This is a genomic window from Brevibacterium sp. LAARM2_SD2 (genome assembly GCF_057364785.1).
This window is the reverse complement of record NZ_JBNFOM010000003.1, coordinates 87,903-107,209: the sequence shown is the minus strand read 5'-3', so window position 1 is coordinate 107,209 and position 19,307 is coordinate 87,903. Positions and strand designations below refer to the sequence as shown.

General features: G+C 68.3%; 16 protein-coding genes and 2 pseudogenes. 11 read left to right on the top strand and 7 right to left on the bottom strand.

The genetic code is table 11. The features are described 5' to 3' along the window. The first annotated feature begins 122 nt into the window (after positions 1–122). Together AC2W7K_RS03030 and AC2W7K_RS03025 are read left to right on the top strand one after the other, a co-directional pair. Positions 123–743, top strand: coding sequence for a TetR/AcrR family transcriptional regulator (locus AC2W7K_RS03030; RefSeq protein ID WP_198499504.1), 621 nt, complete (start codon positions 123–125; stop codon positions 741–743). A gap of 270 nt (positions 744–1,013) precedes the next feature. Further along, positions 1,014–2,344, top strand: a pseudogene (locus tag AC2W7K_RS03025) (NAD(P)/FAD-dependent oxidoreductase). 84 nt (positions 2,345–2,428) lie between these two features. Here the strand turns inward: AC2W7K_RS03025 and AC2W7K_RS03020 are convergent. The 6 genes from AC2W7K_RS03020 to AC2W7K_RS02995 all read right to left on the bottom strand — a co-directional run bounded on the left by AC2W7K_RS03020 (position 2,429) and on the right by AC2W7K_RS02995 (position 6,550). After that, entirely contained in the window at positions 2,429–3,016 is a 588-nt protein-coding gene (locus AC2W7K_RS03020; RefSeq protein WP_486005740.1) for an MFS transporter, read from the bottom strand. After that, a complete protein-coding gene (locus AC2W7K_RS03015; RefSeq protein ID WP_486005739.1) occupies positions 3,010–3,636 on the bottom strand; it encodes an MFS transporter in 627 nt (208 codons plus the stop codon). The genes AC2W7K_RS03020 and AC2W7K_RS03015 overlap by 7 nt, the downstream gene beginning before the upstream one ends. Positions 3,637–3,707: 71 nt before the next feature. Beyond that, positions 3,708–4,178, bottom strand: coding sequence for a glycerophosphodiester phosphodiesterase (locus AC2W7K_RS03010; RefSeq protein ID WP_486005738.1), 471 nt, complete (start codon positions 4,176–4,178; stop codon positions 3,708–3,710). Next, positions 4,118–4,561, bottom strand: coding sequence for a glycerophosphodiester phosphodiesterase (locus AC2W7K_RS03005; protein ID WP_486005737.1), 444 nt, complete (start codon positions 4,559–4,561; stop codon positions 4,118–4,120). The genes AC2W7K_RS03010 and AC2W7K_RS03005 overlap by 61 nt, the downstream gene beginning before the upstream one ends. Positions 4,562–4,603: 42 nt before the next feature. Continuing rightward, positions 4,604–5,275 carry an HdeD family acid-resistance protein gene (locus tag AC2W7K_RS03000; protein WP_198499500.1) on the bottom strand — a complete coding sequence of 224 codons (672 nt, stop codon included), beginning with the start codon at positions 5,273–5,275 and terminating at the stop codon, positions 4,604–4,606. Positions 5,276–5,371: 96 nt separating this feature from the next. After that, entirely contained in the window at positions 5,372–6,550 is a 1,179-nt protein-coding gene (locus tag AC2W7K_RS02995) for a magnesium and cobalt transport protein CorA (protein WP_486005736.1), read from the bottom strand. Positions 6,551–6,658: 108 nt separating this feature from the next. Here AC2W7K_RS02995 and AC2W7K_RS02990 point away from each other — a divergent pair, with 108 nt between their 5' ends. The 9 genes and pseudogenes from AC2W7K_RS02990 (at position 6,659) to AC2W7K_RS02950 (ending at position 17,814) form a co-directional block, all read left to right on the top strand. After that, positions 6,659–7,909: a CDP-glycerol glycerophosphotransferase family protein gene (locus AC2W7K_RS02990; RefSeq protein ID WP_198499499.1), complete on the top strand. Its 1,251-nt coding sequence runs from the start codon at positions 6,659–6,661 to the stop codon at positions 7,907–7,909. A 121-nt stretch (positions 7,910–8,030) separates the two neighbouring features. Beyond that, positions 8,031–8,420 (top strand): glycerol-3-phosphate cytidylyltransferase, encoded by a 390-nt coding sequence (gene tagD, locus AC2W7K_RS02985; protein ID WP_137824328.1) that lies wholly within the window; start codon positions 8,031–8,033, stop codon positions 8,418–8,420. 45 nt (positions 8,421–8,465) lie between these two features. After that, a complete protein-coding gene (locus AC2W7K_RS02980; protein ID WP_198499498.1) occupies positions 8,466–9,926 on the top strand; it encodes a glycosyltransferase family 2 protein in 1,461 nt (486 codons plus the stop codon). 64 nt (positions 9,927–9,990) lie between these two features. Beyond that, positions 9,991–11,811, top strand: coding sequence for a glycosyltransferase (locus AC2W7K_RS02975; protein ID WP_198499497.1), 1,821 nt, complete (start codon positions 9,991–9,993; stop codon positions 11,809–11,811). Between the two features lie 155 nt (positions 11,812–11,966). Beyond that, complete coding sequence (locus AC2W7K_RS02970; protein ID WP_232623676.1) at positions 11,967–12,797, top strand: CDP-alcohol phosphatidyltransferase family protein; 831 nt, start codon at positions 11,967–11,969, stop codon at positions 12,795–12,797. Next, the gene (locus tag AC2W7K_RS02965) at positions 12,794–13,717 is read left to right on the top strand and encodes a glycosyltransferase family 2 protein (RefSeq protein WP_198499495.1); all 924 of its coding nucleotides are present in this window, start codon (positions 12,794–12,796) and stop codon (positions 13,715–13,717) included. The genes AC2W7K_RS02970 and AC2W7K_RS02965 overlap by 4 nt, the downstream gene beginning before the upstream one ends. After that, a pseudogene (locus tag AC2W7K_RS02960) lies at positions 13,674–14,339 on the top strand (glycosyltransferase family 2 protein); the annotation flags it as partial. The gene AC2W7K_RS02965 and the pseudogene AC2W7K_RS02960, both read left to right, overlap by 44 nt. Positions 14,340–15,592: 1,253 nt before the next feature. Continuing rightward, positions 15,593–16,621, top strand: a complete 1,029-nt coding sequence (locus AC2W7K_RS02955; protein ID WP_486005751.1) for a CDP-glycerol glycerophosphotransferase family protein — start codon at positions 15,593–15,595, stop codon at positions 16,619–16,621. After that, positions 16,621–17,814, top strand: coding sequence for a glycosyltransferase (locus AC2W7K_RS02950; protein WP_198499493.1), 1,194 nt, complete (start codon positions 16,621–16,623; stop codon positions 17,812–17,814). The genes AC2W7K_RS02955 and AC2W7K_RS02950 overlap by 1 nt, the downstream gene beginning before the upstream one ends. Positions 17,815–17,866: 52 nt before the next feature. On the opposite strand, the gene AC2W7K_RS02945 is transcribed toward AC2W7K_RS02950, so the two are convergent. Continuing rightward, the gene (locus tag AC2W7K_RS02945) at positions 17,867–19,189 is read right to left on the bottom strand and encodes a CDP-glycerol glycerophosphotransferase family protein (protein WP_211978842.1); all 1,323 of its coding nucleotides are present in this window, start codon (positions 19,187–19,189) and stop codon (positions 17,867–17,869) included. Between the last annotated feature and the right edge of the window lie 118 nt (positions 19,190–19,307).

The window sequence follows — 19,307 nt, the reverse complement described above, 5'->3', positions numbered from 1 at the left end:
GTCAGGTGTCGCGCTGCGGCGACCCCCGGGCCGATTGCAAAGTTATACTCGGAGTATATAACATGAACTGGCAATCCATCCAGGGGTCGGTCACGATCCGTCCGCTGTGAGAGGATCGAGGCGTGAACAGTGCGACCGACACCGGTGACGCCGCCCCCAGTCTGCGGGAGCGGCGCCGGGCGCAGACCCGCGAGGACCTCGTGGCCGGGGTGCTCGCGGTCATCGACGCGCAGGGCTTCGACCGTCTGACGATCGAGAGGATCGCGACGGCGGCCGGAGTGTCGAGGGGAACCGTCTACGCGCATTTCCCCGGCGGGCTCACCGAGCTAGTCTCCGCTGCGTATGCGGAGATCGGGCGGACGATCGTCGCCCGCACGACCGCGGAGATCGCAGCGGTGAGCGTGTGGACCGAGGAGCTCACTGCTCACGCCCGGGCGATGTTCGACTTCGCCGCGAGCTCCGGCTGCGGCCACTTCTACAACGTCTCCGGACCGGCCTTCATCTCTGCCGGGGAGTCCCGCGGCATCGGCTCCGGGGCCAGTCGGGCGATGATCGCCGACACCCTGGCCCAGGCCCAGGCCGCGGGTCGGCTGCGGGAGGCCATCGTGCCCGAGGCTGTGGCCACCCTCCTCGTCGGCGCCATTCGGGAGGCCGCGATCGCCATCGCCACCGGGGAGGCCGATCCCGCCGAGGAACTCGCGGCCTTCTCCACCCTCGTCGCCGGCCTCGCCGCCCCGCACTGAGGGCTCGCGTCGGCACCAGGCGCAGCCACCGGGCCCAGCCACCGAGCACCGACACCGGCCACCGTCTCACCGGCCACCAGGCACTGTCCGCCGTCCCACCGTGCACGCTCAGCCAAGGATCGTGCACGCGCGCACAAGGACCGGTGCCCTCGCCTCGGCGAGGATGGACTCAGGCAGCGACAGCTGCCGACGATCCGCCGAGCGCGGACGTGCCGGTCACCAGATGACGGCAGGCGTCTCGGTCGGCTGCAGACAAGGAGTGCCCCGGGTATGTCAAAGAAGATTCTCATCGTCGGTGCCGGTTTCTCCGGCCTCATCGCAGCGCGCGAACTGCAGACCGCAGGTGTGGAGGTGGAGATCTTCGAAGCCCGCGACCGGATCGGCGGCCGCGCGTGGACCGACGAGCGGCTCGGGCGGCCGCTCGAACTCGGGGCCACATGGGTGCACTGGATGCAGCCGTTCGTGTGGTCGGAGATCGCCCGCTACGGTCAGGAGATCCACCCCAGCCCCGACTACGACCGCGCGTTCTGGATCACCGAGGGCAACCTCGTCGAGGGCCCGAAGGAGCGGATGAACGAGGTCCTCGACCGGCCGCAGAAGAAGATCTTCGAGGGCTCCCGTGAGCTCTTCCCCTTCCCGCACGACCCGCTCTACGTCCTCAGCGACCGCTACGACGGCCCCGCCGAGGTGGTCGAGCAGTTCCGGGCCGCCGATGGGGGAGGCGTCCTCGACGTCCTGCGCGACGGGGACTTCTCGCAGGAGGAGATCGACCTCTGCGACGCCTACTGGTCTGCGGCGTATCAGGGTCCGCTCGAGACCGGCTCGCCGCTCATGGCCAAGCACTGGGCCGCGCTGTCGGACCACCGGCTCGACCTCCTCGACGAGCAGACGCTCGAGTTCAAGCTGAAGAACGGCATGCGCGGACTCTATGAGGCGCTCGCCGCCGACCTCACGTGCCCCATCCACCTCTCGACGCCGGTGACGAAGGTCGAGCATGAGAACGGCGCCCGGCTCACGCTTGCCGACGGTTCGACCGTCGAGGGCGACGCCGTCATCGTCACCACCCCGATCGGGCGATCAACACGATCGAGTTCTCACCCGCCCTGCCGGCCCCGCTGCAGGAGATCGCCGACGAGAAGACGAACAGCGTCGGATCGAAGATCTGGATCAAGATCGACGGCCACCACTCGTTCATCGCCACGGCCCCGAAGGGCGGTCCGCTGGCGATGATCAAGAGCGAGTACTTCCTCGACGACGGCACGACGATCATGGTCGGCTTCGGCAACGACCACACCGCCATCGACCTCACGGACACGGACCAGGTGCAGGAGATCATGCGACAGTGGCGCGACGACATCGTCGTGCTCGCCGCCGACGGCCACGACTGGGTGGCCGACCGGTGGAGCGGGCAGACGTGGGCGACGCTGAAGTCCGGCCAGTTCATCGACGGCTGGTCGCGCTTCGCCGACACCGACACGGCGATGTACTTCGCCGGTGCCGACTATGCGAAGGGCTGGAACGGCGTCGTCGTCGACGGGGCCATCGAAACCGGAATCACCACGGCCAGGCGCGTCCTCGCCGAGGTGGTCCGCGACCGATGACGGACCCCGAGTCCCAGCCCGGTTGAGCTGGGAGGACGGACCGCCTCGGCGCCGGTTGCCCTCACGGAGACCCCTGCATGAGTCTCAGACTCGGCGGGGGCCTTCGTACGTGCGGCGGGCGATGACGACGACCGCGGTGAGGACGAGGGCGATGCCCGCGGTGAGGGTGAAGAGCAGTGTCCATTCCCCGTGCTCGCCGAGGTAGCCGCCGGCCCAGGCGCCGAAGGCGCTGCCGGCGAAGAGGAAGCCGGCGAAGAGGGAGACGACGGTGCCGCGGGCCTGGGGGAGGACCGTCGTCGACCATGTCTGCAGGGACGAGTGGAGGAACGACCAGGTCGTGCCGAGGAGGAGGGCGGCGATGACGACCGTGACGATGGAGAGGTGGAGGGCGAGGACGGCGAAGCCGAGGGTCGCCGCGGTGCCGCCGATGGCCATGAGCAGCGGCATCGCCAGGCGCGGGGCGAGGAGTCTGATGAGGCGGCTGGTGAGGATGACGCCGACCCCGTAGGCGGCGGTCGCGAGCCCGGCGATCGCCGCGCCGACCCCGAGGGACTGGAGGGCGGGGGCGAGGAGCGTGAGGACGCCGAGGACGACGGCGCCCTCGACGACGACGAGGGCGATGACGACGAGCACCCACCGGTTGCCCAGCGCCATCCCGATCGTCGTCAGCATGCCCGCCCGCGGGGCCCGCGGCGCCCGCGCGCCTCAGGGGCGCGGGCGAGGCCGAGGACGGAGAGGAGCGCGAGCACCGAGGTGATCACGAAGACGACCCGCCAGTCGAGGAGGTCGGCGATGATCCCGGCCAGGGCCGTGGCGACCGCCGTGCCGACGGCGATCGCGGCCATGAGATCGGCCAGTGCCGGCTGCCGGTGCCGTTCATCGACGGTGTCGCCGACGTATGTCAGCGAGGTCGGGACGATCGCGCCGTAGAACGCACCGCCCAAGGTGCGGGCGATGATGAGGACGGTGAGGTTGGGCGCGAGTGCTGCGACGATGCCGACGAGCGCCGCGGCGATGAGGCTGGCGCGCATGAGGCGGATCCGCCCGATGCGGTCTGAGAGCATCCCCCACAGCGGCTGACTCACCCCGTAGGCGAGGTAGTACGCGCTGGCCACCGCGAGCGCCTGGGCGAGGGTGACGCCGAGGTCGGCGGCGACGAGGACGAGCAGCGGACTGATCGCGAACCGGTCGAAGCTGCTGACGAACGCTGCGAGGGAGACCGCCAGCGGCGGCCGGGTGGGGGAGGGGCGGTTCTCCGGGGGATTCTCGGCAGGGTCGGTCTCGGGGCTCACGAATCCACACTGTACTCCCGCTCAGGTCGCCCGGAGCGTGGAGCTCACCTCGCGGAACGGGCGGCCCGCGCTCACTCGTCCCACGGGTCGTCGGTGAACCAGCCGGCGACGCCGTCGGGCAGTGCGGCGACATCCTCGGCGCTTGTCAGGCCGTACGGGGCCACCTGCAGTCCCGCAGTGGTCAGGGCGGCGACGTCGTCGGCCGGGAGGGACCTGTTCGGTCCCACCCAGGTGATCCCCGCCGCGGCGATCTGCTCCGGAGTCTGTTCCGGCAGGGTGCCGTCGAAGAGGTAGAGGGAGGTGAACCCGCGGTCGGCGATCGTCGCGGCCGTGTCGAAGTCGAAGGACTGGACGATGAGGGAGGCGGTGAGTCCGCGCTCGGTGAATTCGTCGAGGACGGAGTCGACCTCCGCCGAGGTGGCCCCGGGCTTGATCTCGGGCACGAGGACGACCTCGCCGCCGAGTTCGTCGAGCAGCTCGGTCAGCGTGACCGTCTCCGCGGGCGCCCGCCCGTCGGGTTCGCGATCGTCGCAGCGTCCCACTGCTCGAGGGTGAGATCCCGGATCGGGCCGGTGGCGCCGTTGAGCGTGCGGTCCGCGGTGTCGTCGTGGATGAGCACGGGAGTGCCGTCGGACAGGAACTGGATGTCCATCTCGGGGAGGAATCCGTCCTGCGCCGAGGCGGTGAAGCCCTCCATCGACTCCTCCGGGTAGACGAGGGCCCCACCGCGGTGGGAGATCGTCACCGGGGAGGACAGGTCGGCGACGGAGGCGGTGTCACTGGTCGCGGTGTCTCCTGTTGAACCAGGGTCAACCGCTGTCTCCGGTGCGGAGGTCGCGCACCCCGCGGCAGCGACGAGGGTGAACATCGTCGCTGCCGCGGTGAGGGTGAAGCGTCGCAGTGGTGATTTGTTGGTGCTGATCATCTTCTCTCTGTCTCAGCAGACGACTGTGGGTTTCCGGGGTCCTCAGCCCTGCATCACGCGCTTGGCCTGGGAGCGGGCCATGAACGCCATGACGATGAGGAAGATGCCGAAGAGGATCGCGTAGACGCCGATCACCCAGAGCAGTGCGGTCACGGCGGCGGCCGGTGAGGTGAAGACGACGATCATGAGGATGATCGCGAAGATGATGTCGATGACGCCGAGGAGCTTCGACCAGCCGCGGTAAGCCTTCGAGGCGAGGCTGAAGATGCCGCGCAGCAGCATGCCGAAGGCCATGAACCACAGCACCAGGACGCCGGAGAGCATGGCGAACGCGAGCGGGGCGATGAAGATGAGCAGGCCGACGATGATGTAGATGATGCCGGCGGTCAGCTCCCACCCCCACGACAGCCCGGCCTTGCGGGCGGTGTTCGCGTTGACGATGGTGAGGATGCCGTCGACGAAGAGCCACGCGCCGATCCAGATGCCGATGACCAGGGCCACGGCGTCGGGGGCGGCGAAGACGAGGATGCCGAAGACGATCGCGAGGATGCCGCGGAGCAGGACGACCCAGAACACGCCCTTGCCGAGCTCGGTGAGCAGGGAGCGCGTCGAGTCGACCGGGTTGCGGTAGCCGTCGTTCGGCGGAGTGTCGGCGGCGGGGTTCGGGTCGGGGTTCGGGTCGGGGAAGTTCTGGGATTCGGGTGATGTGGTCATCTCAACTCCTCATGAAGGGGACTTGCCAAGGGATGGTGCCACTTCAGTCTAAGTCCGCCCGGAGGCGACGGCTGAGATCCGTTGGCACCGATTCGGTCACATCCACTTCTTCACACGGAAGACCGTGTAGAGGGTGACGCTGAGACCGACCATGAGGAGCAGCGCCATCGGGTACCCGAACCTCCAGTTGAGTTCGGGCATGTTCGCGAAGTTCATCCCGTAGATCGCGCCGATGAGGGAGGGGGCGAAGAGGATCGCGGCCCAGCCGGAGATCTTCTTCATGTCCTCGTTCTGGCGTTGGGCCACGAGGGTGGCGTTGACGTTGAGGATCTGGGAGAGGGATTCGCGCAGTTCCCCCGCCTCGGCGAGGACCCGGGTGAGGTGGTCGGTGACGTCGTTGAGGTAGGTGCGCAGCTCCTCGGGGATGTCGTACTTCGTCGCGCCGTTGCTCAGCGCCTGAGTGAGCCGACTGAGGTGGGTCGTGGCGTGGAGGACGTCGATGACCTCCTGGCTGAGGCGATAGATGCGCTCGGCTGCGGCCGGGTCGCCGCTGAAGACCTGGCGTTCGATCCCGTCCTTGTCATCCTGCAGACCGTCGATGACGGGAAAGTAGCCGTCGACGACACCGTCGAGCAGGCGGTAGATGAGGGCCTCGGGACCGAGCGAGAGCAGCGCCTTGTCGGACTTCCGGATGAGGTCGGCGTCGGAGAAGTGCTCCTCGAGGTCGTGGACGTCCGAGGGAATCGGCATGCCGTCGATGAAGCGGCCGTCCTGGCAGATGATGACGAGGTCGTCGCCCTTCATGAGGAGATGGAACTCGCTGAAGTCGACCTCCTCCTCGGCGTCGACGTAGAGCGCGGAGATGAGGACGACGAAGAGGACGTCGTCGTAGCGTTCGACCTTCGGCCGCTGATCGGCGTGGAAGAGGTCGTCGACGAGCACCGGGTGGAGATCCCATGTCGTCGCGATCTCCGCGAGCAGCTCCGGCGTCGAATGCGGGACGATGACCTGCGTGATCGTCCCCGGCTGGGTCGGACCCTGCGGTGCGCAGGCCGCGAGCGCCTCGGCGAAGGAGGTCGTCACGGAGACCGGCTGCGGCTGACTGTCGACGATCTGTCGGCTCAGCAGCACCGGCGCCGAGGTGCTCGCCTCCGGTCCGCGGTTCCCGCCCTTGCCGGTGGCGGACGGTTTCGCGTTCCCCGGCCGGCCCGCGCCCGTGGTCCCGCGGAGTCGACGGTTGATCGGGGGAGTGGGAAGTCGGCGTGAGGGGGCCATCGGATCTCCTTGGGTTGGGCTCACACCCCAAGGTACTCGACGGGGGTGGAGGACGGGCATCATTCCTCGGATGCGGGGTGAGGGCGTCCTGCCAGGCACAATGGAGGAATGACGAATCTGCCGAGGAGACTGAGCAGCGGCATCGCCGGCGGAACCAGGCTGGCCCGATCCGCTTTCCGGGTCGGTTCCCGGATCGTGCAGGGCCGCTGGGCCGAATCGCGCCTGCCGCGCGATTTCGCCCCGCAGGACACCGATCGGTTCGTCGTGTGCGCGTACTTCGCTTCGGACATGACATCGGCCTATCAGCTCGAGCAGTGGCTGTGGTCCTTCGAGCAGTGCGCTGCGCGCCTGCGGGAGGCAGGCCACGGCACGGAGCCCTTGGCGATCTTTGTCCGCGACGCGCAGGTGGCTGTGCACATCGCCGGCCTGACGAGCCTGCCCGTCCGCTTCTCCCGGCTGACCAAAGGGCTCGACCGGTTCATGACCGACCCGGAGCTTCGCGTGGTCTTCTACGTCAACCAGGCGACGGGCAACTTCCAAGCCCTCCGCTTCCCCCGTCCGGCCCATGTTCATCTCAGCCACGGGGAGAGCGAGAAGGTCTCGATGATCTCCAATCAGCTCAAGGCCTATGACTACGTCTTCACCGCCGGCCCCGCTGCGCGCGAACGGATCCGCCGCGCCCTCATCGGGATGCCCGAGGACCGGATGATCGACGTCGGGCGCCCCCCGCTCGATCGGCCCCGGACGACCCCGGCCGCCTGGACGGACTTCGCCGACACGGCTCCCGCCGGCCCCACCGTGTTCTGGGCGCCGACCTGGGAGGGCGACTCCGCGGCCATGGCCTACGGCACGCTCCCGGACACCGGTGTCATCGTGGCCGAGTCCCTGCTCGCCGCCGGATACCGGGTGATCTTCCGGCCGCATCCGCGCACCGGAGTGCTCGAGTCCGAGTTCGCCCGTGCCCTCGCCGAGGTGGAGAGCCGCCTCACCGCGCATCCGCGGGGCTTCGTCGACCGCACGCGAACGGTGGGCTGGCAGTTCGACGTCGCCGATGCCGCGCTCGCTGAGATGTCGTCCGTCGCCTTCGACTGGCTGTCGACGCGCAAGCCGCTCGTCATGGTCGAACCCGGGGGCCGAGGCGCCGAGGTCCTCGACGGCGGCCTGTTCGATCGGACGCCGACGCTCTCACGCGACGATCCCGCGGCCGTCGCTGAGACTCTCGCTCACGCGCAGGCCGATCCGGCCCTGAGCGCCCACTACCTCGGAGCCACCGAGGCGGGCCAGCAGCTCGCCCGCCTCCTCGCGGCCACAGAACAGGTCATCGCCGCACGCACGGAGGAGCTGAGCACACGCGCGTGACCGCCGTCTCTCGATTCCCCGCCCAGGTAACGGGCTGGTAAACTTGACGTGAAATTCTACGATATTGCGGGACGTGTCTGCCTTCGACGGCGCGTCCTTTGACAGTTGGGAAACACCGCGCATGCGTCGAGTCATCACCTATGGCACGTTCGACCTGCTGCACTACGGCCACATCCGGCTCCTGCAGCGGGCCAAGGAACAGGGCGACTACCTCGTCGTCGCGCTCTCGAGCGACGAATTCAACGCAGGCAAGGGCAAGAAGTCGTACTTCACCTACGAGGACCGCAAGCGCATGCTCGAAGCCATCCGCTACGTCGACCTCGTCATCCCCGAGGACAACTGGGAGCAGAAGGCCACCGACGTCGACAAGTACCACATCGACACCTTCGTCATGGGTGACGACTGGGAAGGCGAATTCGACTTCCTCAAGGACAAGGTCGACGTCGTCTACCTCTCGCGGACCCCGGAGATCTCCACGACCAGGATCAAATCCGAGCTCAGCAACTCCTGATCCTCAGTCCTCATCTCATCCCCAGCCATGAGGAGAACCCCCTAAGTGAATGAGAAGACGGCCGGAGCAGACCCGGTGCGCCTTTCGATCGTCATCCCCGTCTTCAACAACCCCTCCCACGTCCGCACCGCCGTCGACATCGCTGCAGCTCAGACCTGCGACGACGGACTGACGGAGGTCATCGTCGTCGACGACGGGTCGACCGACGACACACCGCAGGTCCTCGCCGAGGCGGCCGCCCGGCATCCGAATGTGCGGGTCATCCGCCAGGAGAACTCCGGCTGGGCGGGTGGTCCCCGCAACACCGGCCTGGACGCGGCCCGCGGAGACTACGTGTTCTTCCACGACGCCGACGACCGCCTCGACGGCGACTGCCTGGGAGCGGCCGTCGCCTACGCCGATGCGCAGGGCAGCGACGTCGTGCTCGTGACGATCGAGGGACGGGGAGGACGCCACACCCACGCCGACGTCTTCGCCGAGACGCAGGACGAGGGCGACATCCGACGCCTCGTGCGGTCGAACTACTCCTTCAAGCTCTTCCGCCGGTCCTTCCTCGCCGACCACGATCTGCGCTTCCCCGCGCACAAGATCAGGCTCGAAGACGCCCAATTCTGCTTCCGCGCCTACGCCGCGGCGTCGAAGGTCTCGATCCTCGCCGACCGCACCTACTACTTCGTCTACGACCACGGCGGGGGACACATCAGCCAGACCGGCACCGCTCCGGAGCTGCACGCGCAGGGCATTCGCGAAAGCCTCCTCCCGCTGACCTCGGGACCCTGGGAGCCCGAACTGCGCCGCGAGGCCATGGCCGACTGGTTCCGACGGGTCACCCTCAACCGCTTCAACGACAGCTTCGACGGTCGGCGCGTGGAGTTCCGCCTGTCGTGGATCGCCGAGTCGAAGAAGCTCGTCGACGAGTTCTGCCTGCCCTCCAGGCTCTTCGATTTCTACAGCCCCCTCAACCGGGCGCGGGTGTGGAGCCTCTCCACGGGGATCCCCGCCCTCGTCGAAGCCGTGAGCCGGCGCGGGAATCGCAGCCGCCTCGTCGTCGCCGAGGTCGACCGGGCTGAGCTCACCGGAGCCCGCCTCGCACTCGCAGGCCGCGCTGCCGCTCTCCTCGCCGCCCCCGACATCACGGCGCTGACGTTCGTCCTCCGCCGCGGCGATGACGACATCGCCGAGTTCGCGGCGGACCTTCTGCCCGTCGCCGCCGACTCACCCGACGCCGCTGCCAACGCCGCGAGGCGGTTCCGCGTCGAGATCCCGCTCAAGGCGCTGCTCGCCCACGGCACGGTCAAGGTCTACGCCCGCGCCGCCACCGGCACCGCAGAGACGAAGGCGGTCCGCGTCGGACTCGCCGACACCGGTGTGCTCTCCGCCCGCCGCTGGGGGCTGCGCGTCGAGGTCACGCCCACCAGCCTCGGCGGGGCGAACCTCCACGTTTCGAGCGGGGCACGCGCCTTCGCGAAGCGGCTGACCAGGCTCGGCCGAAGATCGATGGGATAGCATTCCGCAGACACGTCCCAGCCGGCGCTTCGCACCCCAGCCCCACCACCAAGGAACGCCATCTATGCCACTCAACCGCCTGCTCCGGCGAATCCGCCGCGCCACCGCCTCCAACTCGGCCCCACCGACCCGCATCTTCGACCTCACCTGGTCGATCCCCCAGGAGTTCGGCGGTCTCACCAAGGTCATGCTGCGCCGGTCACGGAACTTCGTCACCCTCCTCGGGATCGACGTCGATGTCCTCACCCTCGACTACCGCCTCGACGTCGCCGAGGCCAGGCAGCGACTGCGGGAGACGGGCGAACTCATCGACGGCATGCGTCTGCGCAACGCCTGGGACGAGGTCGCCGGGTACGATCGGCGTGCCCTGCGCCGGTTCGGCGGCCGCCCCGCCGAGGCCGGGGTTCCCCCACAGCACGCACCGGGGCCGACGAACGCCACCGACCGCTACATCGAGTACTTCGCCGCCGACGGCACGATCGAACGGGTCGATCATCTGCGCCCAGACGGCACGACGTTCCTCATCGACGACCGCACCGGGAGTGCGCGGCGGCTCGTGCTCCTCGACCACGACGGTGCCTGCGTGTCCGAGTTCGCCCGCGCCAGAGACTTCTACTTCGCATGGCTCGACGCCGCGACCGGCGGCGAGCCGTCGATCCTCATCAACGAATCGAAGTTCATCGCGACGTTCCTCCACCGCTACAAGCGCGACCACCTGCGCATCGGCCAGGTCCTCCACAATTCTCACCTCCACCCGGGAACCGCGTCGGTCAACGGTCCCTTCACCCGCTCCCGGATCGAGATCCTCAGGCACTGGTTCGACTACGACTTCCTCGTCTTCCTCACCGAGAAGCAGCGGGCGGACTTCGCCGCCGCCTTCGGCAGCGCGCCGACGCTCGTCGTCATCCCCAACTCGACCGCCGTCGACGAGGTCGGACACCCGTCACCGGAGAGCGATCCCCGGCCGCCGGGACGCGGTGTCGTGCTCGCCCGACTGACGGGTCAGAAGCGCATCGGCGAGGCGCTGGCCGCCGTCGCGCGGGTCGGACCCGAGATGTCCCTCGAGATCATCGGCGACGGGGAGAAGCGAGCCGAGCTCGAAGCGATCGTCGCCGACAGCGATGTCCTCAGCTCCCGCGTCGCCTTCTCCGGCCACGTCGACGGGGCCGCCGAGAGGCTGCGCGACCACTCCTTCATCCTCCTCACGAGTTCCTTCGAGGGCATGGGCGTCGTGCTCATCGAAGCCATGGCCAGAGGCTGCATCCCGCTCGCCTACGACATCAGATACGGTCCCTCCGACATCATCGACTCCGGGGAGAACGGGTACCTCGTCGCCGACAGCAACGCCATGGCCGACGCGATCACCGGCCTCCTCGACGCCGACGCCGCCACGATCGCCGCCCTGCGGCGCGCCGCCGTGGCGAAGGCCGCAACATTCAGCGACGACAGCGCCACCGCACGCTGGGCGGAGCTCTTCTCGCGGCTGCGGACAACCGCGAAGAACCGGCCGAAGACGACCGCCCCCGCACTCACCGCGGCACCCGAGACGACCGCCGACGGCGGGGTGCGGATCACCGTCGGAGGCACCGCCCCCGGTGAGGACTTCGCGGTCGTCTTGGGCACGCGCGACGGGAGCTATGCGTTCGCCTCGGCGGTCGATGCGCACGGCAGGGCCGTCTTCAGCGGAGAGGAACTGTCGATCGTGCCGGCAGGGGCGACGCTCGACGCGTGGTGGCAGTGGACGGGCACGGACGGAATCCACCACCCGAGGATCGCCTTCGGCTCGGATGCCGCCGCGGTCGCGACCGAGGACGCACAGGGCGCGGACGGGCGGATCTCCGCGTATCGCACGGTCAAGGACAACCTCAGCTTCACGGTGGGCTGAACGGCAACCGCCCACCGCTGCGGCGGGGTCGGTCAGGATGCCCTGCGGGAAACACGCGGTCGTGTCGGCGGTCACGGAAGTGGCCAGGGGTTTGGACAGTCGGTAAACTTGGCGTGAATTGTCGGGGTCAGATGCAGTCAAAAGGCAGGTCGGGAGTGAGCGCGGAGAAGCAGTCACGATACCCGACCCTGGCCGAACTGCGCGCCAAGGCCCAGCCGATCGAAGTCCGCACGCGGAAGAACGCCGAGCACTGGACGGCTCAGCTCTACCTGCGGCACTTCTCCATCTACTTCACGATGCTGCTCGTGCGCACCCGGATCAGCGCCAACGGCGTGACCGGGATGATGATCGTCGCCGGGTGGTGCATCGCCGCGTCGCTGCTCATTCCCGGAATCTGGGGCGCCGTCCTCGCCGTCTTCTTCTCGCAGGTGCAGATGTACATCGACTGCTGCGACGGAGAGGTCGCGCGGTGGCGCGGCACGAGCGGCGCCAAGGGCGTCTTCCTCGACAAGGTCGGCCACTACACGACCGAGGGCCTTGTCGCCTTCGCACTCGGAGCGCGCGCGGTCGGCGAATGGTCGAACCTCACCACCGATCCCGGCGGCACGTACCCGTACCTGCTCGCCGGCTCCATGCTCGCCTCCCTCGTCCTGCTCAACAAGGCGCTCAACGACATGGTGCACGTGTCCCGCGCCTTCAACGGCCTCGACAAGCTCGCCGACTCGCAGGCCGCCACCGCGCTCAACCCCGGCTTCACCGCGAAGCTCAAGCGCGCGGCCCGCTTCGTCCCGTTCCACCGCATCTACCATTCGGTCGAACTCTCGCTGCTCGCCCTGCTCTCGAGCATCGTCACCGCCGTCGTCGTGCCGCTCGGCGCCGCCCCGCTCGTCGGTGAGCGCTGGCTCGTGCTCATCCTCGTGCCGCTCTGCCTGCTCTCGGTCATCGGCCACTTCATGTCGATCATGGCGTCGAAGAGGCTGTCATGACGAACACCTCACGGGTCCTCGCCCAGCGCTTCGAGGCGAACCGGAAGTACACCTTCGGCGTCGTCGTGCTCACCCAGGGCAAGCGACTGGAGGAGCTCAACCGCGGCTTCGACTCGCTCCTCGCGCAGAAGGGCGTTGACCTCGACATCGTGTGCGTCGGCAACGGCTGGGAACCGCAGGGCATCCCGCCGGCCGTCAAGCGTCTCGCCCTGCCGGAGAACCTCGGCATCCCCGCCGGGCGCAATGCCGGGGTGCCGCACGTCAAGGGGGAGTTCCTCTTCTTCCTCGACGACGATGCCTGGCTGCCCGATGACACCACGCTCATGCGCATGGCCCAGCTGATGCGCACGAAGCCGAAGATCGGGCTCGTCCAGCCCCGCGTCGAGGAGCCGGGCGGACCGGCGTCGCCGAAGCGCTGGATTCCGCGCCTGAAGAAGGGCGAGGCCGACCATTCCTCGAACGTCTTCTCCGTGTGGGAGGGTGCCGTGTGCATGCAGCGCAAGGCCTTCGACGAATGCGGCGGCTGGCCGGCCCCGTTCTGGTACGCCCATGAGGGCATCGAACTCGCCTGGCGGGTCTGGGACGCCGGGTACTCCGTGTGGTACATGGGCGACCTCGCCGTCGCCCACCCCGTCATCGACCCGAGCCGCCATGACGAGTACTTCTACATGAACGCCCGCAACCGCGTGTGGCTGGCCCGGCGGAACCTGCCGTGGCCCTTCAATTGGATGTACGTTGGATCGTGGACGCTCATGCAGTGCCTGAAATGGGCGAACAAGCCCGACCAGCTGCGCCCGTGGTTCGAGGGGTGGCGCGACGGGTGGAAGCTCGACCCGTGGAGCGACGACGAGCAGCACCGGAAGCTGTCCGGGCGCGGTGTCCTGCGCATGGCGCGCCACGGCCGGCCCCCGGTCGTCTGAGCCGCCCCAGGGCAGCGCCCGACCGATAGAGAAGACAACGACGGAGAACACTTTGACTCACCCAGCGGTGCGCGCCGCCGACACGACCGCAAACACCCCGCCGGAGACCGTCTGGGGCATCGACGGACGGCCGTTGGTCACCGTGGTCATCATCATGTTCAACGACATCGCGAACGTCGGCACCGCGATCCGCTCCGCCCTCGACCAGACGCTCAAGGGCACCGAGGTCATCGTCGTCGACGACTGCTCCACCGACGGGTCCTTCGAGTACGTCTCCGAGCTGGCGCGGGACGAACCGCGGCTGCGGGTGTTCCAGACGCCGAAGAACAGCGGCGGGCCGGGGGCGCCGCGCAACATCGGAATGGAGAACGCGAGCGCCCCGTACCTGACGTTCCTCGACAGCGACGACATCCTCGAGCGCCATGCGACCTACAACCTGCTCACGGCCGCGGAGCGCAGCGATGCCGACATCGTCATGGCCAAGACGCGGCGCCGGGACATCGCGAAGAAGAAGTTCCGCGGCTGGCACCACCGCCTCTACCGGGAAGAGCAGCACTTCGACACGATCGAGGAGAACCCGGAGCTCTGCATCGACACGATCGCCGTGGCGAAGCTCTACCGCATGGAGATGCTGCGGGCCAACGGCATCCGCTTCCGGGAGGAACTCCACTACGAGGACCTCATCTTCACCGCCGAGGTGTTCGCGAAGGCAGACGGCATCCGCGTCATCCCCGAATTCGTCTATCAGTGGAACCTCTATCCCATCAAGGTCCGCAAGTCGATCACGAACCAGCGCGACGACATCAGGAACCTCCAGCACCGCAAGGTCGCTCTCGCCGAAGTCCTCCGGGTCGCCGATCCGGCCACCGTGCCGGCGCTCCATGCCCGCCTGCAGCTGAAGATCCTCCGCCACGACGCCCGGCTCTACCTCAACGACATCGCCCACGGCCAGGTGCCCAACCTCGCGCCTGAGCTCCTCGCCGAACTCAAGCCGCTCATCGAATCGATCCCCACCGAGATCTACGCCGACGTGCCCCGCGACGATCGACTGCTCGTCGCGTCGGCCCTCGCCGAGGATGTCGACCTCGTCTCCCGGATGGCCCACATCGCCTCGGGCACGTGGGATCTCTACGGCGACTGGGAGCCGGGTGGGCAGCGCAGCCTGTGGGAGCTGGAGACCTTCGCCGCCTACCCGGACGACTCCCGTGAGCACATGCTCGCGACCTTCGACGCCGCCGAGGTCGTCGCGATCCCGTGGTACGCGTTCAAGTTCTACAACGCCGTCGACGCCGTCGCCATCGACGGGAAGAACCGGGTGACGATCTCCGGGCGCATCCCCGACTCGTTCGCCAAGCTCGATCGGCCCGATCTCACCGCGCGGATGCTCATCAGGGAGCGCTGGGGCTTCCAGCGGGAATGGGTGGCACCCGTGCGCTGGGAGCGCACCGCCGACGGCGAGGTGGAATGGACCACCGAGTTCGAGTTCCCCGCCGCCATCGACCGTGCCGTGCGGCCGAAGATCTCCATCCGCATGGAGCTGACGAACGGCACCGCCTCGACGCTCCTCCCGCTGCGGGTGAAGAAGGGATTCGTCGGAAGCAAGCAGAAGACCCAGCCTCACGGGGTCGCCGAGTCGCTGGCCAACATCCGCTATCAGCCCTACGCCACGGAGATCGGTACCCTGGCCTTCCGCCTCGCCCGGATCGGGAAGCAGCGCCGGCGACTGCGCCGGGCGATCAAGCCGCTGCTCTCGACCGGTCAGACCGCGCTGCGGGACAGATACGTTCCCCTGCCCTCCCATGCGCTCGTCGCCGAAGGGGAGCGGATCGCCGCGGAGGCTCGTGAGCAGCTCGACGACCGCCTCGTCGTCGTCGAATCCCACATGGGCACCACCGAGTCCGACTCGCCCCACGTCCTCGCCGCGGAGCTGCGACGCACCCGACCCGACCTCAGGATCGTCGTCGTGGCGGCGGCCAACCAGCGCTGGGCGGCGGGCCGCGAGGACGTCGTCATCCGCAACACCGTCGACTACTACCGCACGCTCGCCCGGCGAAGTACATCATCGACAACCAGACCCTGCCCGTCGGCTACGTCAAACGACCGGGTCAGGTCTACATCCAGACGTGGCACGGCATCCCCATCAAGAAGATGGGCTTCGACGAGCCGAGCCTCGAGTTCGGCGCGCGCGAGGACATCGCCGATCTCGAACGGAGAGTCGGCTACTGGGACTTCCTCAGCATCCCCAGCGCCTACTTCCGCGACACCTTCGTGCCGGCGTTCCGGTATGAGCGTGCGCAGCTGCCGGTGGGATCGCCGCGCAACGACGTTCTCGTCAGCGACACCGCAGGGATCTCCGCGGCCAAGGAGCGCCTCGACCTCGACCCGGCGAAGACGAGCGTGCTCTACGCCCCGACGTTCCGCACCCGCGGGCAGGCCTCGCTCGAACTCGACCTCACCGAACTCGTCGACGACCTCGGTGAGGACTATCAGATCCTGCTGCGGCCCCACTACCTCAACCGCATCGCCGTGCCGCCGCACCTGCGCGGCCGGGTCATCGACGTCAGCGGCATCGCCGACACCGCACAGGTGCTCCAGGCCGCGGACATCCTCGTCTCCGACTACTCGAGCATCATCTTCGACTACCTCAGTCTCGACCGACCGATCATCCTCTATGCGTACGACCTCGACGACTACGCGAACTCCGCACGCGGCACCTACTTCGACCTGCGCGACCATCGTCCGGGACCGCTGGTCACCGACCAGGAGGAACTCGTCGCGGCGATCAGGGCCGCAGGAGACGACGAGGCGGAGCCGCTGCGGCGCCGCTTCCGGGAGGACTTCGTCGGCACCGAACCCGGTGATGTCGCCGCGACGACGATCGCAATGATTTGGGGAGCTCAGTGATGGCGCAGACGCAGTTCGATCGGATCGTCCTCATGGCCAACGACGTCGACCGCCTCGGCGGTGTCGGACGCTTCATCAGCACGATGGCGGACGGGTTCCACGCCCGGGGATACGCCACCGAGCTCGTCGGGGTCTCGCCCCCGCCGGAAGGTCACGGTCAGGTCGTCGAGCGCTCCGCCGACATCACGGTGCGCACGCTCATGCCCGAGCCTCCGCCGCCGGACTGGACGATCCGCTCTGACGCGGACAAGAAGGACCGGGAGCGCATGCGGCGGTACCGGAAGCGTTTCGACCTGCGCAAGATCGCCGTCGACAAGCTGCGGACACTCCTGCCCGAGTGGGGTCCGCGCACGCTCATCATCTGCACGCAGGTCTACGGCATGGAGCACATGCTCGAAGCCCGTTACGACGCCGCCGATCCCCGCCAGCCGCGGGTCATCGGCCAGTACCACGGGTCCTACGACGGGGCCACGCGCACCGGGCGGGACGCCAGCCGCGTGCTGCAGGCCTACGCCGACGTCGACCGCACCGTGTTCCTCACGGCCGAGGACGCCGAGCGCTTCCGCCTCGCCGGGCTGAACAACACCGGGTGGATCCCCAACCCCGTCACCCTCGCCGGGGCGGAGACCGGTGCCGTTGCGGAGACCGGGCCCGCGCGCCGCAACACCATCGTCGCGCTCGGGCGCTACGACGAGGTCAAGTCGCTGCACTACCTGCTGGCGGCCTGGGCCGAGATCGCCCCCGCCCTTCCCGACTGGAGCGTCGAGCTCTACGGCGAGGGCGAACTGCGCGAGAGTCTGCAGGCCCTCATCGATGACCGCGCGATTCCCCGTGCCGCGCTCATGGGCAAGACCGACGCGGTCGCCGAGGTGCTCGCGAGCGCGAAGATCCACGTCATCTCCTCCCAGCACGAGGGTCTGCCGATCTCGATCGTCGAGGCCGGACTCTCCGGCGTGCCCACGGTGTCCTTCGACTGCTCACCGGGTGTCGAGATGCTCATCGACTCCGGGCGCACCGGGTACATCGTCGCCCAGAACAACGTCACCGCCCTCGCCGAGCGGCTGCAGACGCTGGCCGCCGATCCCGCGGCGCTGGCGCAGATGTCGGACGAGGTCCGCGCCGACATGGCGCAGTACGCCCCCGAGCGCATCCTCGACCGGTGGGAGGACCTCTTCCGCGAGATGGCCCGCTGAGGCCGAGGGTCAGGTCGCTGCGACCGACGGTTCGGTCGCTGAGACCGAGCTCTCAGTCGAGGTCGGTCTTCGCGAGCATCTCCCGCTGCCGTGAGGCGATGAGCCCGGAGATCGTGGCGACGAACTCCCGGGTCGAATCGCCGACGGCACGGCGCCCGAAATAGTACTCGCGCAGCTTCGCGCGCTGGGCCGCCGTGGTGTCGGCGTCGAGCTCGGTGGCGATCGTATCGGCGATCTCGGCGATCGTCGACTGCGACACGACGGGAGTGGCTCGGGTGATCGGCGAATCCTCGTTGATCGCCGCGAGATCGTCCCGGCGATCGGTGATGATGATCGGCTTCTCCGGCCGCAGGTAGAGGAAGTCGAGACCGACACTCGAGACGTCGGTGACCATGAGGTCGACGTCGGCGAACATCGGCAGGATGTCGCCCTGCATCGAGATGAGATGCCCACCGCCTGCCCCGGTGCCGCCTGGTCCCGCGCCGGCGGTCTCGGCGCGGTCCGCCTCGGCGATGAGCTCCCGAATCCGCGCATCGGCTGCGACGACACCGGGGTCGTCGGACTGTTCGACCCGGGGGTGCGGCTTGTAGACGAGGCGGGTGTTCGGGGTGCTGAGGATCGCTGCGACGATGGCCTCGCCGAAGAGATCGAGCGAGGTGTAGTTGTTCGCGTCGTTCTCGCCCTCCCACGTCGGGGCGTACATCACGGTGCGCTTCGTCGTCGGCGGCAGCGTCGATGTCTGATCGATGTCGAGCTGCGGCCTGCCGACCTCGACGAGCTTGCCGAGGTCGAACTCGATGAGCGCCTTCCGGTGCCGGTCGATCGCGGCGGGACCGGCGACGAAGACGCGATCGTAGGCTTTGACCTGGTTCGACACCATCGAGATCTTGTCGCTCTCACCGTGGTTGAGGTGCACGTGGACCATCGGTGCATAGCCGAGAGACTGGAAGTTGCGCACGCCGTTGTTGACGTAGAGGGCGACCTTCGGGTCGAGGTCGTAGTAGAAGTCCTGGAGCGGATCGAACTGGCGCTTGAGCACGAGAGGCAGCTTCGTCACCGCGCGCAGCTCCTGCAGCGCGCCGGGGGATCGGAGGACGATCGCCACCGGATGCGTCCGGTCGAGCTCTTCGAAGATGGGGATCCACTGGAGGATCTGGTAGATCTTCGCCGGTCCGTCGCCGAAGTACGCGATGACCGGGGTCTTCAGGCCCGAACCGTCGTACTTCGCTTCGAGGCGTTCGATCGCCTTCGCCCCCCGCAGCCAGCGACTGGTCGCCTGCCACGGCCGCGAGTTGAGAGCCGACAGCCCCGCCTTGCGCACCCACCGGCTGATGGGAGGCTTCTTCGCGGTCAGTGACTTCAGGGATGAACGCATGTCGTGCCTGCTCCATGTTCGTCCGACGATTCCGATTGCCCCGGAGAGTCTAGTGGACGACGGCCGAAGACCCTGCTCGAGCGCGAGTCCGGCCCGGTTCTCTCGGGAAAGTCACATT

Bases quoted from the DNA above. Each gene is read 5' to 3' on its own strand.
- AC2W7K_RS03005 (WP_486005737.1), bottom strand. From the start codon at position 4,561: ATGATCAGCACCAACAAATCACCACTGCGACGCTTCACCCTCACCGCG.
- AC2W7K_RS02975 (WP_198499497.1), top strand. From the start codon at position 9,991: ATGCCACTCAACCGCCTGCTCCGGCGAATCCGCCGCGCCACCGCCTCC.
- AC2W7K_RS02945 (WP_211978842.1), bottom strand. From the start codon at position 19,189: ATGCGTTCATCCCTGAAGTCACTGACCGCGAAGAAGCCTCCCATCAGC.
- AC2W7K_RS02990 (WP_198499499.1), top strand. From the start codon at position 6,659: ATGACGAATCTGCCGAGGAGACTGAGCAGCGGCATCGCCGGCGGAACC.
- AC2W7K_RS02965 (WP_198499495.1), top strand. From the start codon at position 12,794: ATGACGAACACCTCACGGGTCCTCGCCCAGCGCTTCGAGGCGAACCGG.
- tagD (WP_137824328.1), top strand. From the start codon at position 8,031: ATGCGTCGAGTCATCACCTATGGCACGTTCGACCTGCTGCACTACGGC.
- AC2W7K_RS03000 (WP_198499500.1), bottom strand. From the start codon at position 5,275: ATGACCACATCACCCGAATCCCAGAACTTCCCCGACCCGAACCCCGAC.
- AC2W7K_RS02950 (WP_198499493.1), top strand. From the start codon at position 16,621: ATGGCGCAGACGCAGTTCGATCGGATCGTCCTCATGGCCAACGACGTC.
- AC2W7K_RS02995 (WP_486005736.1), bottom strand. From the start codon at position 6,550: ATGGCCCCCTCACGCCGACTTCCCACTCCCCCGATCAACCGTCGACTC.
- AC2W7K_RS03020 (WP_486005740.1), bottom strand. From the start codon at position 3,016: ATGCTGACGACGATCGGGATGGCGCTGGGCAACCGGTGGGTGCTCGTC.